Origin of the sequence: Photobacterium minamisatsumaniensis (assembly GCF_050336695.1) — a bacterium.
In the GTDB taxonomy this organism is placed as follows: domain Bacteria; phylum Pseudomonadota; class Gammaproteobacteria; order Enterobacterales; family Vibrionaceae; genus Photobacterium; species Photobacterium minamisatsumaniensis.
In genome coordinates this window covers 159608-175474 of record NZ_JAKJSI010000016.1, presented here as the reverse complement: position 1 = coordinate 175474, position 15867 = coordinate 159608, and the positions used below count along the sequence as shown (strand labels likewise).

Annotated in this window: 12 protein-coding genes; 6 read left to right on the top strand and 6 right to left on the bottom strand. The window is 38.7% G+C overall.

Translation table 11 applies throughout. From position 1 onward, the window contains the following. Positions 1 to 63 precede the first annotated feature (63 nt). Positions 64 to 993, top strand: coding sequence for a glycosyltransferase family protein (locus L4D78_RS08710; RefSeq protein ID WP_428466543.1), 930 nt, complete (start codon positions 64 to 66; stop codon positions 991 to 993). 2 nt (positions 994 to 995) lie between these two features. After that, positions 996 to 2462 carry an oligosaccharide flippase family protein gene (locus L4D78_RS08705; RefSeq protein WP_428466542.1) on the top strand — a complete coding sequence of 489 codons (1467 nt, stop codon included), beginning with the start codon at positions 996 to 998 and terminating at the stop codon, positions 2460 to 2462. Here the strand turns inward: L4D78_RS08705 and L4D78_RS08700 are convergent. After that, positions 2459 to 3376 (bottom strand): polysaccharide pyruvyl transferase family protein, encoded by a 918-nt coding sequence (locus tag L4D78_RS08700; protein ID WP_428466541.1) that lies wholly within the window; start codon positions 3374 to 3376, stop codon positions 2459 to 2461. The genes L4D78_RS08705 and L4D78_RS08700 overlap by 4 nt on opposite strands. Positions 3377 to 3470: 94 nt before the next feature. On the opposite strand from L4D78_RS08700, the gene L4D78_RS08695 reads away from it, so the two are divergent. The 4 genes from L4D78_RS08695 (at position 3471) to L4D78_RS08680 (ending at position 8825) form a co-directional block, all read left to right on the top strand. Then, on the top strand, positions 3471 to 4574 hold the full coding sequence (locus L4D78_RS08695; RefSeq protein ID WP_428466540.1) for a glycosyltransferase: 1104 nt from the start codon (positions 3471 to 3473) through the stop codon (positions 4572 to 4574). 101 nt (positions 4575 to 4675) lie between these two features. Further along, positions 4676 to 6013, top strand: a complete 1338-nt coding sequence (locus L4D78_RS08690) for a putative O-glycosylation ligase, exosortase A system-associated (RefSeq protein ID WP_428466539.1) — start codon at positions 4676 to 4678, stop codon at positions 6011 to 6013. A 15-nt stretch (positions 6014 to 6028) separates the two neighbouring features. Then, positions 6029 to 7453 (top strand): mannose-1-phosphate guanylyltransferase/mannose-6-phosphate isomerase, encoded by a 1425-nt coding sequence (locus tag L4D78_RS08685; protein WP_428466538.1) that lies wholly within the window; start codon positions 6029 to 6031, stop codon positions 7451 to 7453. Continuing rightward, a complete protein-coding gene (locus L4D78_RS08680) occupies positions 7446 to 8825 on the top strand; it encodes a phosphohexomutase domain-containing protein (protein WP_428466537.1) in 1380 nt (459 codons plus the stop codon). The genes L4D78_RS08685 and L4D78_RS08680 overlap by 8 nt, the downstream gene beginning before the upstream one ends. Before the next feature lie 57 nt (positions 8826 to 8882). On the opposite strand, the gene L4D78_RS08675 is transcribed toward L4D78_RS08680, so the two are convergent. Genes L4D78_RS08675 through L4D78_RS08655 form a run of 5 tightly spaced genes read right to left on the bottom strand, consistent with a single transcriptional unit; the run spans position 8883 to position 15866 of the window. Beyond that, positions 8883 to 10097 carry a glycosyltransferase family 4 protein gene (locus L4D78_RS08675; RefSeq protein WP_428466536.1) on the bottom strand — a complete coding sequence of 405 codons (1215 nt, stop codon included), beginning with the start codon at positions 10095 to 10097 and terminating at the stop codon, positions 8883 to 8885. Further along, a complete protein-coding gene (locus L4D78_RS08670) occupies positions 10094 to 11326 on the bottom strand; it encodes a glycosyltransferase (protein WP_428466535.1) in 1233 nt (410 codons plus the stop codon). The genes L4D78_RS08675 and L4D78_RS08670 overlap by 4 nt, the downstream gene beginning before the upstream one ends. Positions 11327 to 11328: 2 nt before the next feature. Further along, the gene (locus tag L4D78_RS08665) at positions 11329 to 13209 is read right to left on the bottom strand and encodes an XrtA/PEP-CTERM system amidotransferase (protein WP_428466534.1); all 1881 of its coding nucleotides are present in this window, start codon (positions 13207 to 13209) and stop codon (positions 11329 to 11331) included. Positions 13210 to 13231: 22 nt separating this feature from the next. After that, on the bottom strand, positions 13232 to 14659 hold the full coding sequence (gene xrtA, locus L4D78_RS08660; protein WP_428466533.1) for an exosortase A: 1428 nt from the start codon (positions 14657 to 14659) through the stop codon (positions 13232 to 13234). After that, the gene (locus L4D78_RS08655) at positions 14646 to 15866 is read right to left on the bottom strand and encodes a TIGR03087 family PEP-CTERM/XrtA system glycosyltransferase (protein WP_428466532.1); all 1221 of its coding nucleotides are present in this window, start codon (positions 15864 to 15866) and stop codon (positions 14646 to 14648) included. Before L4D78_RS08655 ends, xrtA begins: the two co-directional genes overlap by 14 nt. Position 15867: the final 1 nt, after the last annotated feature.

Genomic DNA, 15867 nt, shown 5'->3' with positions numbered 1-15867 from the left:
ATGTAAGTATTACTAAAGAAAATCATTTGGTTTAATACTGATTATGTAGTGATAGGTATAGATATGAATTATATTGTTAATGCGATATCAAAAAAGATATATAAGTTTAGGTGTGATCAAGTATTAAAGAAAGTTGTAAATGTTAGGACGTTTGATACCGAATTTTCAAACGATGTTATTGTTCTGTCTTTAATTGGTAAAAAGGTTGTACACAGCTATTTATTAGCAATAAAGTCATTTTTATATTGGTTTCATGATGTGGATGTTCATATTTTGAATGATGGAACTCTTGATGAAAATGATAAGGCTTTGATTGAACGTCATATAAGTAATGTTATTTTTCATGAATATGATGAGTTGGATATGAGGTCACTTCCACGTAAAAATTGCTGGGAGCGTTTAGTCTTGTTACTTACTTTAGCGAAAGAAAAGTACGTAATACAATTAGATTCAGATATAGTAATAAATGGACCTCTTGTAGAGTTAAAAAATGCAATAAAAGATGAGTCTTCATTTATTTTAGGCGATCCAAAATGGTCGTCTCCAGTACCGGTTAACTACATATCACATATTGCGAACCGATGGGATTCTTCTCATGTTCAGGTTCAATCTGAGCAAACTTTATCTAAGCTACCCATGTTCAAAGATTCAAGCTTTCACTACATAAGAGGTTGCGCCGGATTCACAGGTATACCTAAAGGTGATAATTATCTCAATGATCTTGAAACGTTTTCAAACCAGATGAAATCTATTCTTGGTGAGGAAGTATGGAATCAATGGGGAAGTGAACAAGTAGCCTCAAATGTAATAGCATCAACGGCAAATGGTGCACATGTGTTGCCATGGCCAAAGTATCAAACGCATATGTTTCCAGATACATCAGAGCCTTTAGATAACTCTTCAGTCGTACACTTTATGGGTACATGTCGATATAGACGTAATGCGTATAAAAAACTTGCGAATAAAGTTATTAAGCAACTGGACTTAGGATAAGTATGGAAGAAAAAGCAGCTAAAGGTTTGATCAGTGGCGCCAAGTGGGGGTTGCTGTCAAACTGGTATGCAAGAATTATCGGAACAGTGAATACCTTAATACTATTGAGGTTATTGGAGCCAAAGGATTTCGGTATTGTTGCATTAGCAACTTTTTTTGTTTCACTCTATGTGGCTTTTTCTGCTGTTGGTGTAAGCAAGTATGTAATATCTAAAGATAATTTGAGTAATGATGAACTTAATAGTATTTGGTCGCTTGGCCTAACAATGAAAATACTATCAGCCATACTTTTATTTATATCGGCCCCCTTTATTGGCCAGTACCTTAATAATATAGAGATCGTATTAGTCATTCAGGTTACTTCAGTCATACCAATAATATCTGGCTTTCGTAATGTTGGCTTAGATTTGATGGAGAAAAAATATAATTTTAAATTACTTATATTAATAAATATTTTCGCGAAAACCATTGGAACTGTTGTCTCTATCACGCTTGCAATATACTATAAATCATATTGGGCACTTATTGTGGGTGTTATAACAATTGCTTCTATTGAACAGGTACTGAGTTACATTTATTGTTCTTATCGCCCTAGATTTACTTCGAGTCATTGGAGGAAGCAATGGCTATTTTCCAAATGGGTCTACCTTACCTCTATTACAGGGTATTTTCGTTCAAGGATAGATGTTCTTATACTTGGTAATATTATTGATACTAAATCAGTTGGCGTTTATAGTATATCACAGGAATTTGCTTGGTTGCCTTATAATGAAATTGTATCCCCTATGAATCGTGGTGTGTATGCTGTTTTTTCTAATTTAAAAAACGATATTAAAGCATTCAATGATAGAGTAATAAAGCAATTATCATATACGCTAATTATTATAGTTCCATGTGCTTTTGGTGTGGCTGCAATATCTACACCTTTTACATTTGTAATTCTAGGTGAGAAGTGGCTCGCTGCAGATGTAGTTATAAGAAATATAGCTGGGCTTATGATTGTTATGGCTGTTTACGAGTTACTTGTCTCAGTGTTGATAATTAAGGAACGAATGAAAGTATTAATATTAATGGATGTGGTTGTAGTAATTACTATTATTTCATCATTTTATATTTCTACTGTTAGAACGATTGAATATTTATCTGAATTGAGGATGATTATTGGTGCTGGATTCTTTGTCGTAATAATGTCCGTCTTTTACATGTTAACAAATATAAAGCTTCATAAATTATTGTCATTGCTAATTTTACCATTCGTATCAAGTATAATCATGTATATCGTTGTTACTTATTCAATCGGTTTTTTTGATGTTAACTTTATTAAAATGTTAACAGGAGTACCGATAGGTATTGCTACGTACGGTGTATTGATTATCTTTCTCTCATATTTAGTTAAGGAAATAAACAACACATACTGGGAATTATGTGTGGCCTCCTTTAATATTTTAAAAAAGGCCTTGAATAACTAATTATACCAAGTTATGTTGCTGAATTTATCTTTCAATGTATATTCATATACGGCTTTACACTTGAAATAATTACAACCGTGAAAATGTACTTCTTTATTAAGTAATGCAGCTCCAATACATACATGTAAACGGTTTGTATGAATAACATCGAAGTTATCAATGAATTTAAGGAATATCTTACTATTGTATTGGGTGATTCTTTTTTCACTAGAGCTTATTGTTAACTCTTCTGATATGTCTATATTATCATTTGGTATTTCAATGTTTGTTTTTTCGCCATCTTTTCTGTATGCAAATAATGTTTTTGATTTGTTATTGCTTTTTAATAGCTGTTTGATTTTGCTATTTATAAGCCACATCTTAAATATTCCATCTTTTGTAGGAACTTGTGATTTAGATATATTGAGCTTGTTAGCCAAATAACTTGCCGAAATGTTTATTTTATCAATCAAAGTAAAATCTTTACTGTTAATAGAAGTGATGTCTAAATTTATAGCCATATCATCACAAAGGAATACATTGGCATTAACAGCTACTTGTTTTACATATTCATAGGATTTTCTTTCTCTACATATAATATCAACATTACTTCCAAACGTTGTAAGCAACTCATCGATATCTTTTATAGTGTGAGGTAATATAGTTATATGCTTAGCTTCTTTATTTAATTTTTTTAAAATCCTAGCAGAATCATTTTTCATATGACCTAGGTTACCGCCGCCTCCATAAATAACTACTTTGTCATTATAGTTAAATTTTTCCCTATCTTTTATATGGTATTGTAAACCAATAGAGTCAAATACTTGGAATGTTCCAGAGGCGATTAGACAATCTCCTGCATTTCCATAGTTTATAATATAATTAAATGGCACTCCTTTAAACTTTTCTAAATAACTATTGATGTCAATTTCCATATAAACCTCAAAAAATGTTGGTTGAACGACAAATAAGTTCTATATTCATTATAGGGTGTTTTTTTAGAACTACATAAAAATAAGGTGTTTTCATATGGATATGAAAAAGAACATATGCCATATCGTTAATGGTTTTCATGTTGGTGGGCTTGAGAAGGTAATTGTTAATTCAATCAACTCGTTAGGTGACAACTATTGTCACACAATTATTTCTTTAACCACGTCGGGTAGTATTGTTAAGCAGTTAAATGGTACTGTTGAGGTTATCAATTTAGACTGCAAAAAACTTTCTTCTATAAAAAAGCACACTTTAATGTATAAGGTTCTAAAAAACTTATCCCCAGATGTACTTCATACTTATAATCTTGGCACAGTTGAATTTCAAATCGTTGGATGGATCTTAGGTATAAATACTAGGCTTCATGCCGAACATGGTAGAGATATCAATGATCCAACTGGTAGTAATTATAAATATAAATTTATTCGTAAATTTTGTAGTCTATTTACTCATAAAGTTGTCGCGGTTTCTCATGACCTTTATGATTGGCTATCATCTGATGTTGGCATTTCCCCTTCAAAAGTAATAAAAATCGTTAATGGTATAGATGTAACTAACTTTTCCAGTAACGAGAAAAATACAGACCTAATTGAGACCAATGAATTTGTTATTGGTCATGTCGCCAGGCTCGATAAAATCAAAAATCAAAAAATGTTAATAAATGGCTTTTTTATTGCTTGTAGCATGGATGATGATTTTATGGCTAATAGTAAGTTGATCATTGTTGGTGATGGGTCGGAAAAGAATAATTTATTGGAAATTTCTCGAAGTAACAAAGCCCTATCTGAAAAGGTTTCGTTTGTTGGTGAAATAGAAAATGTAAAAAAAGTATATATGGATTTTGATGTATTTTCACTAACGTCACTTGCAGAGGGTATTCCCATGACGTTACTTGAATCTATGTCTATGGGGATTCCGCATGTTGTTACACAAGTAGGAGGTATTAATGAGGTAACTATTTCTGGTGTTACCGGATTAAATATACCTAGTGAAGATGAAGATAATTTAGCTGCTGCTTTTATCTCTTTATTCAGGGATAAAAACAAATGCTATAGCATGGGAGAGGCGGCACGTAATCGTATTTGTGAGTCATTCAGTCAGGAAATAATGATTGAAGAATATAAAAAACTATACAATTGAAGGTGACTCATGGAAGCTGGTTTATTGATAGTTGCACTTTCACTTTTTGTATATATTTGTTATCGGTCATTGAACGAAGACAAGACGAAAGGCGATAAAAAATGAGAGATGGCATATTTATGCTAGCATTTCTTTGTCTGGTCTTTATTGGAATACAAAGGCCATTTATAGCGGTTACTCTATGGCTTTGGTCTGGTTTGATTGTTCCAAAGCACTGGGTTTATGGCTTTGCTTCAAGTTTTAGTTTTAATTCAGCATGTGCAATGTTGACTTTTGTTTCGTATATTGTATTTAAAGTTAAGCCGAGAGTTTATTTTAGCGGTTTGGCTACACTCTCTATATTATTTTTTTTAATGACAACGTTAACAACTGCAATGAGCATTACTATTCCAAGCTTAGTATGGGCGGAGTGGGAGAAGTTTTTTAAAGCTTTTTTATTATGCTTAATGATCGTTTTAATAATTAGGAAAGATCTTCATTTTGTCATGATTTTGTGGGGTATTCTTTTATCTACAGGCTTATTGGCTGGTACAGAAGCGTTGAAATTTCTTGCAAGTGGTGGTGGGCATAATATTACAGGGCCATCAAATCATATCCTTAACGATAACAACCATTTTGCTCTTGTTACTTGCATGTTGATTCCGGTTATTATCTTCCTGTTTCAGCAGGAGAAAGAGAAGTGGCTTAGGTTCGTCCTTTTAGGGGCTGGGTTAGTTTGTATCATCGCTATCCTAGGGACAAATTCACGTGGTGGACTCATTGGCCTTATTAGTATTTCTGGTTTCTTTTGGTTGAAAAGCAAAAGAAAAATATTAATGTTATTTGTTTTTTTTATTCTTGCCCTCGGAGCCGGCTCAATACTTTCAGATAGCTGGTTCAATAGAATGAATACTATCCAGAATGCGGAAGAAGATAGCTCATTTATGACACGCGTTAAAGCCTGGAAAATGTACACGTTAATGGCGATGGAAAGGCCGTTACTGGGTGGGGGCTTTAAAGCATTGGAAAACCCTGTTATTTGGGGTGAGATTGCAAGTGATTTTGACAAGCTGGATTTTATTGAAACACCACAACCTACCATAGGAAAAGGGTGGGCTGCTCACAGCATATATTTTCAGGTTATTGGTGATCATGGTTTTTTAACGTTTTCTATTTTTTTAATGGTCCTCTTAAAGAGTTTTTTGACTTTAAATTCACTAATAAAAAAAGTTAAAGATAATAAAGCTCTACTTTGGCACTCTCAGTTGGCCCAATCCCTAAAAATATCATTGATTGCTTTTTGTTTGTCTGGTGCATCTCTTTCCCTTCCTTATGTGGAAATATTCTGGGCATATATTTCATTGATTATTGCACTGCAATTTTCTGTTATTGAATATGAAAGACGAATGAATGAAGAGGAGAGTGCAGACATTGCCTCTCATCGAGCGATATCTACTTAGAATGGAGTGGTATATATGTCTAGTGATTATATTATCCCAGTTATTATGGCCGGTGGTTCAGGATCCCGACTATGGCCTTTGTCTAGAACTCACTACCCTAAGCAATTTTTACCCTTAGCCAGTGAATCTTCTTTATTACAAGAAACGTTATTTAGGTGTGAGGCGCTTAATTGCTTACCTTCAATTGTCATTTCAAATGAGAATCATCGTTTCATTATTGCAGAGCAGCTAAGGCAAGCAGACTGTCAACATCAAGGGATAATCCTTGAACCTGAAGGGCGAAATACCGCACCGGCGATTGCTTTAGCAGCGTTGCAAGCCCTGCAGCAAGGTACAGATCCTTTGTTGCTTGTTTTAGCCGCAGATCATGTGATTAAGCAGCCTGAAATGTTCCACGACTCAGTTCTAAAAGCCGTTCCAATGGCACTTCAAGGGAAGTTGGTGACATTTGGCATTGTTCCGGATCACCCTGAAACAGGTTATGGCTATATCCGTCAAGGTGATGCGTTGAATGCCGATCACTCGATAGCATTGGTTGATGCCTTTATTGAAAAACCGGAACGCCAAGCTGCTGAGGAATACGTCGATGCTGGTTACTTATGGAATAGTGGTATGTTCCTATTTCGTGCATCTTCATTTCTTAATGAATTAGAGCTTTTTTACCCTGAAATATTAAAAGCCTGTCAAAAAGCATTTGACGGTAGGCACAATGATCTGGATTTCATTCGTCTGAATAATGACGCTTTCTTAACGAGTCCTTCTGAATCGATTGATTATGCGGTGATGGAAAAAACAGAGAAAGCGGCTGTGGTTGCTATGGATGCTGGATGGAGTGATGTTGGCTCATGGGATGCGCTCTGGGATGTTACTGACAAAGACGGACATGGTAATGCTACTCGTGGGGATGTAATTACAGAAAGCAGTCGTAATTGTTATGTTTATTCCCAACATCGTTTGGTTTCAATGGTTGGGACAGAAAACCTCATTGTTGTCGAAACGAAAGATGCGGTGCTCGTTGCGCAGAAGGACAGTGTTCAAGACATTAAAAAAGTGGTCGCTTATCTGCACGACAATGATCGTAAAGAGCATTTGCAACACCGAGAAATTTATCGCCCTTGGGGTTCTCACGACGCGATTACAGAGGGTGATCGTTATCATGTCAAAAAAGTAAAAGTGAAGCCCGGTGAAAAAACAGCTGTTCAAGTTCACTTTAACCGAGCTGAACATTGGATTGTTGTTGTGGGCACTGCACGTGTTCGTAATGGCGATCGTACTTACCTTGTGAGTGAAAACGAGTCTACTTATATTCCAATTGGTGCTGAACACGCGTTTGAGAACCCCGGTAAGTCGATGCTTGAATTGATCGAAGTGAGAACTGGTCGTTACTTGGGTGAAGATGACATTGTTAGAATCGACTCGCAAGGAGAAGGCTATGAGTAAGGACCCTATTGATAATTGGTCGTGCTTTAAAGCTTATGATATCCGTGGTCGGGTCGGTGCTGAGTTTAACGAAGAGAAAGCGTATGCGATTGGTTGTGCTTATGCTGATTATATTAAGCCCAAAAGAGTCGCGGTTGGGGCTGATATGCGTTTATCATCAAACTCAATTAAAGAAGCTGTGTGCCAAGGTTTGCAAGACCAAGGGGTTGATGTGATCGACCTTGGGATGACAGGGACCGAAGAGGTGTATTTTGCTGTCCAGCACTGGCAGCTTGATGGTGGTATTGAGATAACGGCCAGTCATAATCCTGCTGACTATAATGGGATGAAATTAGTTGGTTATCATGCCCAGCCTATAGGTATAGACAGCGGTTTAAGTGAGATTAAATTATTAGCCCAAAAAGGCGTATTTACTGCTGCTAAAAACAGAGGTGAGCGTAAATCGCAATCTTGTTTAAAGGCATATACTGACTATTTAATGTCATTTGTAAATGTTAAAAACTTAACGCCTTTACGCATTGTGACTAACGTGGGGAATGGTGCTGCTGGTCATGTAATTGATGAAATAGAAAAACAATTTATTCGGCAACAAGTACCTATCGAATTTATTAAAATATTGCATGAAGCCGATGGCAGTTTTCCATTTGGTGTCCCAAACCCAATGTTGGTTGAAAAGCGGGAAATGACAGAACAAGCGGTAATTACCCATCAAGCTGATATGGGGATTGCCTGGGATGGCGATTTTGATCGATGTTTCTTCTTTGACGAGAAAGGACAGTTTATCGAGGGGTATTACATTGTAGGTTTGCTCGCAGAGGCTTTTGCTTTACGTCAGCCTGGTGCGAAAGTCATTCATGACCCGCGTTTGTATTGGAACACGAAAGATATATTGCATGCGGTAGGCGGACACCCTGTGCAATCAAAAGCCGGTCATACCTTCATTAAGCAAAAAATGCGCGAGCAAGGAGCCGTCTATGGTGGAGAGATGAGCGCGCATCATTATTTTAAAGAATTTGCTTATTGTGACAGTGGAATGATCCCTTGGTTGTTGGTAACCGAATTATTAAGTTCGAAGGCATTAACATTATCAGAGTCCGTAAGTCGCCGTATATCTGCATTCCCTTCATCGGGTGAGATCAATAAGCAAATTGATGATCCGCATCGTGCATTGCAACGCATTAAAACCCACTATGGTCATAATGCTATTTTGTTAGATGAAACCGATGGAATTACTGCTGAGTTTCAAGATTGGCGCTTTAATTTGCGAACATCAAATACCGAGCCTTTGGTTAGACTTAATGTTGAGGCGCGTAACAACAGAGAATTAATGGAAAATAAAACGGCTGAAATTTTAAGTATATTGATGCGTTAGAATATTTTTGTCTGGAAGCCCATGATAAATCATGGGCTTTTATTATGTGTTTTACCTTTAAAGTGAGCGTTTAGCCTGAGGTGTTGCACTACTCGAGTTTTCGGTGTTATTTTCGATAATGGTTGTTTTATTTTTTGTTAATTCTTGTTCAAACTGTTGAATGATTTTTTCAGCATTTTGATGCCAAGTTAATTGTTGGTGATCTATGGTTTTTGCAGCATGATTTTTTAGCGACTTGGTGAGTGATGGATCATCAACAAGTCGTCGTAAATGTATTGGCATTTCTTGGATATCATCGTGTTTAAAGAGGAGGGCGTTGTGACCATCAACCAGTAACTCTTTAATATTAGTGGCATCAGGCGCCACAATAGCTTTGCCTGTTGCTAAATACTCAATCAATTTTAATGGTGAGCACCAAGGCGTTACGGCGGGCTGAATCGCTATATCTATTTGAGCAAGCCAGTGTGGCATATCTTCACGGCTGACTAACCCTGTAAGGTGTATTTGCTCACTCATGTTAAGTTGTTTTGCTTTCTCTTTTAGGCTCTCTAGCACGGGACCATCACCAACAATGAGTAGAACCGTCTCTCGGTTATTACTCTGTGCAATCATTTCCAGTACTTTATCTAGTTGATGCCATTCACGGCAAAACCCAACAAAACCGACAACCGTTTTGTCTTTAAATTTAGTTAAGCGAGGGTGAGAGTTTGTTGTGTTAAATAAAGTTTTGTCGATACCGTTAGGAACGACTGTGACTTTGTTTCTATTGACACCAGTATCATAGATATAGTCAGCCATGACATGACTAACAGGCAGTAAGTGGTCGGCATTACGCCATGTGTAGTATTCGGACCATTTAGCCAACATTGGAAAGTGGATGCCAGTATAGTCTTTTCTTTCTTTGTATAGTGGTGAGTTAACTTCTAACAGCAGTGGAAGCTTAAACAGCTGTTTAGCCCAAATTCCGGAAGGAAGTAAAATATTATAACGTTCATAAATAACATCGGGCTTGTGCTTTCGAATTGCTTGGGCAAGCTTGATAAGATCATAGAAACAGTAGCCAAATTCTAATATTTCAGCAATGGCACCAGGCAGTGCTCGGCGAAGTTTCGAGACCCAGCCTCCATCATCACCAAAGTTTGTTGATTGGCTCACCGTTGGTGAAACAATAATCACCTCATGTCCCAATGCTCTAAGCGAATCTACAATGGCATCAATATGAACAAATTGACCATCGCGTGATGCAACTCGATGGTGATAAAGGATTTTCATGAGGTTTCTTCCTTGTGAGTTGCTGTATGTTTGTGTGCATAGGCTGATGGTGAGAGGATCGTGTTGAAGAGCGTATACAATTGGGTTGAGGTCTCATCCCATGAAAACTGCTCTGCGTATTGGCGAGTCTTTGTTCTGTTCGGTGGTGAGCATAAAATTTGTTCCATCGCGGCTGATATAGCTTGGCTATGGCGGTTAATTAAAATTCCCGCTTCAGGTGATTTCACTACTTCGGGTGTTCCCCATATTTTCGTTGCAATTACAGGTGTACCGCATGCCATCGATTCAAGTAGTACATTAGCCCAGCCCTCTCTATTTGAGGCGAGTATCGAGGCATCACTTGCACCGAAATAGTCAGCGAGAACAGACTGGTCTACTCCCCCAAGAAAGCGGACTTGAGTACTCAGGCCATTAGCTTGCACTTGGCTTTCAAGTGCTTTTTTGTCTGGTCCAGTACCAGCGATAAGTAGAGTCGCGTCAGGGTGGCTTTTCATGGCATCAATGATCAGGTGATGCCCTTTACGTTCGGTTAATAACCCGACTGAGATAAAAATAGGCTTATCGACAGGAAGCTGCATTTTCTTACGCAAGTCGAACTGTGCATGCTTCGGCGTGAATGGAAATAAGGTTAAATCAACACCGTTTCTTGATGCAGTGACTTTTGCAGGGTCGGCACCGTTTAAAATCATCTCTTGCCGGAGAGCTTCACATACCGCTAGGTTATGGTTACTTTTATGGAATACGTCTTGGATTTTTTTTAGTGGTTTATGAAATTGAGGGATCAAATTAATATCAGTTCCTCGTGCTGTAACGGTAAAGGGTTTTTTCCATTTGTTTGCGATTGCTGCAATAGCAACGCCATCGGGATAAAAATAATGTCCATCAATTAAATCGAAATTGAAACCATGCCGAACTAAAAGAGAAAGTTGTCGGTCAATGCAGGCCTGTAAGGTAATCGGTGTCATATTCATCCCCACTTTTGGAATGACGATATAACGAGGGTGATAGATGGATATACCATGTCGTTGTTCAAAATAAGGCACAGATGCAAATTTAGCGTATTGACCAAAGCGTTGATGTTTAAAGGGAAACCAAGGTACAGGCGCTATCACTGTGACTTTTACATCGGGATATTTCTCTCGTAAATGACGTAAGCGGGTTTCAACAAAAATACCGTGTTTTGGGTCGCTGGCATTTGGGTACAACGTTGAGATAGTCAGTAGTTTCATGTTTACTGCCTCATCATGAATTGAGAGAACATCAGAATGCACCACAGAGAAGCACCGTGATCACGGTAGCCCTGCTGATGGTCATCGATCATTTTGGTTAGATGGTCGACATTGAAAAAGCCGCTGTCTTTCATATTTTCAGACAAGACATGTTCTCGAAGGTGTGAGTTTAGGCTAGTCCGAAACCATTCGGAGATCGGAATACTGAATCCCATTTTGGGGCGATAGAGAATATTGTCATCGACATAAGGGGATAGTGCTTTTTTAAACGCATATTTGCCGTCTACGCCTTTAATGTTGTGCTTACTATTAATGTTATATGCCCACTCAATAAACTTGTGGTCTAATAGCGGTGAACGGACTTCTAGCGAGTGTGCCATACTTGCTCGGTCAACTTTTGTCAGGATATCTCCAGGTAACCATGTTTTAATATCGAGATATTGGATCTGTTTAAGTGGATCATTAGACGGGAAGTGACTGGCGTGACCCTTTAGTATTTCTATGCCCCTGTAGCCATTAAGCTCTGATAGGTAGCGATCACTAAATAGCTGGCGGCGCTCATTTTCTCTAAGTTTTGATATTGAGTTTGCGTAGCCTTCAACAGTATCTAGGGCTAATGATTGAAACGTCGTTTTTGCTCTAAACGGTTTAGGCGCCCAGTCGGCTTTTGGGTATAAATGCCCTAATGCACCAAACAATGGCTTACGTATTGGATCTGGAATGGCATTCCTCAATTGTTGCTCAGCCAAATGCATACGATGCCGGCGGTAGCCACCAAAAATTTCATCGCCACCATCTCCTGATAGTGCGACTTTGACATGCTGACGGGCTAACTGACAAACTTTTAATGTGGGTAACGCTGAGCTATCAGCATAGGGCTCATCGTACACATCGGTTAATTGGTCGATTAGCTGAAAATCGTCGGGATTCACAATGTGGTGGCGGTGGTTGGTTTGATAACGTTGGGCAACTTGTTGGGCATATTCACTTTCGTCAAACGCTTTTTCGTCAAAACCAATAGCACAAGTGTTGACGGGGGACTGTTGCAATTGCGCCATAAGGGCAACGATTGCACTGGAGTCTACCCCTCCAGATAAAAAGGCACCCAGCGGTACCTCGGAAACTAAACGTATCTTGACGGCTTCAGTGAGCTTGGCAATCAATTCTTCTTGGGTTTGCTCCCAACTCATTTCTTCATTAGGGGCTGACAAATCCCAGTATTTTATGGGTGAAATATCACTACCGGGGCTGAGTGTCAGGCAATGGCCAGGGTTTAGTTTTAGGATTTCTTTATAGGCGCTGTAAGGTTCTGGAATGTAGCCATACATGAAAAACTCTTCAGCCATCTCCGGTCGTAGCGTTTTGTTCACATCTGGATGGCCTAGTAATACTTTCAGCTCAGAGCCAAATAAGAACTGCCCTTGTGCGGTCACCGTGTAGAAAAGAGGCTTTTTACCGAGCCTGTCACGGCCTAGAAATAACTTTCTTTTATTGCTATCCCATAATGCAAAAGCAAACATACCTTGGAAGCGGGTAATACAATCTTCTCCCCAAGACTCCCAAGCATGAACAATCACTTCAGTATCACTGAGCGTATTGAATTGATGGCCCAGTGCGATTAATTCATCGGCTAATTCCTGAAAATTATAAATCTCACCGTTAAATACAACAGAGATAGTTTTATCTTCATTAAAGATGGGCTGGTGGCCGCCTGATAGGTCAATAATCGATAATCGACGATGCGCTAACCCAACAAATTCATCAAAATAATAGCCTTCATCGTCAGGACCGCGGTGGCTTTGCAGGCGATTAATTTTCTCTAGCGTTGCTTTGTCTATTGGGTAAGGTTGTCTTAAATTGAAAATTCCTGAAATACCACACATAATTCATCCTCCTTGAATAGCGTTATTCTGGTTTCTGACGAAAAGAGGCTTGCCAACGCTGAGCATATTGTATTGCGCGTTGCTCACCTTTACTGGCGATAGCGTAAATATCTGCATACCCCTCTTCGCCACGGAGTAACTGACTCGCTTTGGTTAGCTTAATTGAAAGAGGATCACTCGAGCAGTAATGGCTAACACAGTACCAATACACCACTTTCATTGAGCTACCACCTTGGCTTATTAATGAGAGTGTTGTTGCATTGGCATTATTAGAGATGGTGACGTTTTCTTGCTGTTGGATTGACCAAATATCTTTGTCGAATAATGTATTTCTACTGCTTATAAGCTCACCGGTTGGTTGCCAAAGTGCATAGCGAGCGGTGTAAAAATAAGTATCTCCCGCATTATTTACGGCTAGTGTTGCGGCAGAGGCATCTGGGAAATTAATGCCCCAAGTTGAGTTATCTATTGCTTTTGCATCAGCCAGTAATTGTGGGGGAGTGGTAACCGTTTTATTGTTATGAGTAATGCTTTGCCCCCAAAGCGCAAACGAAAAGAAAATAAGAGTAATCGTACCTGCTGCTTTCGTGGATGATTGCTTCGTGAGTTGCGATGCTAATGGAAAATGTTGATGCACTTGTTCGTTTGGTTTATCAGCAAACAAACTGGCAGTAAAGAAAATACATAAGATAACAATGCTGAAGAAAAACCAGCCATACACTAGATGATCAGCACCTGTTGCGTATTTCATATCCGAGAGATAACCAATCAGAATAATACCGTAAGCCCTGATACCATTGGCGATAATTGGGAATATGAACGAGAAACCCACAAAGGCGACTCGTTTCCAGATTTTGGTGAATTGTAAATAGGCAAACAGTGTTCCTAAGGCGAGGCTGGAAATCAGAAAGCGGATGCCAGAGCATGCTTCTGCAACAAAGAACTGCCCATTAGGAATGGTGAGGTAAAGGCCGTCTCGATAGACTGGAATATTACTCAGTTGTAAAAAAACAATCGAGAGATCAGCGGTTATGATCTGTAGCCTTGGGATCAGCTCTTCACCGAAGGGAATACAAAAAACCAAAAAAGCGATAGGGAACCAAGCGACTTTAGCTTTAGCATTGCCAAGCATAGCCCAAAGTAAAAGTTGTAAACTGAAAATAGCAGCGGCATGCTCAAAAACATTTGCCTTTGCGGCTAAGCCTAATAGCCACAAGATGGCAGGGAAAAACAGAAGAATGATTGGTAACCAAGCAACACCGCTAGGTGCAGCATTGAATTCTTTTTTATGCTGCCACAGTACCCATAAGCTGATTGGGATAATTAGGAAACAGTGTTCGTAGGTTTTGGATGTTCCCCATACATTTACCATATCGGCGATGGAGCTATAAAACATCAATAGCCACGCAATAAAAGGGAGTAGGAATAAATAAGGCTTACTGATTGGCATGTACTTCTCCTAAATAATTTAAAAGAGGAGAGAGTTTTGCATCCCAACTATAAGTATCTTTAATCCAAACCCTAGAATCTATGGCGATAGACGGTTGTTTAGACAGTTTCTCAATCGCCCAGTTAATAGATGTGGAAGCATCATCAGAAACATATAGCTGAGAGGTCGGATAATTATCAATCCCTTCAATGCCAAGTGATGACACCAAAATAGGCTTCGCCATGGCCATTGCTTCGAGCACTTTATTTTGTACCCCGCGTGCAATTTGCATTGGAGCAACAGCGGCTTTCGCATGAACTAAGTAAGGGCGAACATCTTCAACTCGCCCTGTTACGGTGATCCCGTCGATATCAGCTAAGGCATTGACTTCAGGTGTAGGTGAGCTACCAACGATATAAAATTTTGCATCCGGTATTACTTTCGTGACTTCAGGCCAAACATGGTCGGTAAACCATTTTACGGCATCTGCATTTGCCCAGTAGTCCATGGCGCCTGTAAAGACTAAGTAATTTTCATTCGCCAGATCATAAGGTTCAGCTAATTTATGTTTTGCATCCGGCGAGAAAAATTGGCTATCAAGCCCGTTTTCTAACGGGTGGATTTTTTGCCTTATCGCTGAGGGTATCATGGATTTAAAGGCTTCGGTTTCTGCTGGTGTGACAAAGCAACTAACGGAAAATGCATTGGCAATTCTTTTTTCATACTGGGCGAGGGTTTGATGTTCTCGATGGTAAATAGCCTTCATTACTCCCTGACTTTTCTGGGCATATTGCAACCATTTGTCAGAATCTATATCGACGAAATGCATAACGGTATGTAAGTCGCTTGAATAGTGGTGTACGTATTGCGCCATACAGGAGGAGAAAACAAAGGCTTTTTGAATCTGATGTGTTTCTACAGTATCGTCAACCCACCGTTGCATGCTTTTACGTGAATAAAATGGCAAGGTTATAGGGCTTCCATCGAGTAAGGCCGTTAAGCTTTTTAGTTTGCTATAGCTTCTTGATATAGTAATGAATTTACAATCTACGCAGAAAGCACGTACATCGTCTTCAAACTGAATATCAAAGTTGTCATCAATGAAGCAGCCTAAATAAATATCGTAGCGTTTGCTAAGAAATTTTAATATGTTGTAACTCGCAATTTTATCGCCTTTATTGGGCGGAAATGGAATCCGATGGCAAAGATATAGCAACGGCTCTTTCATA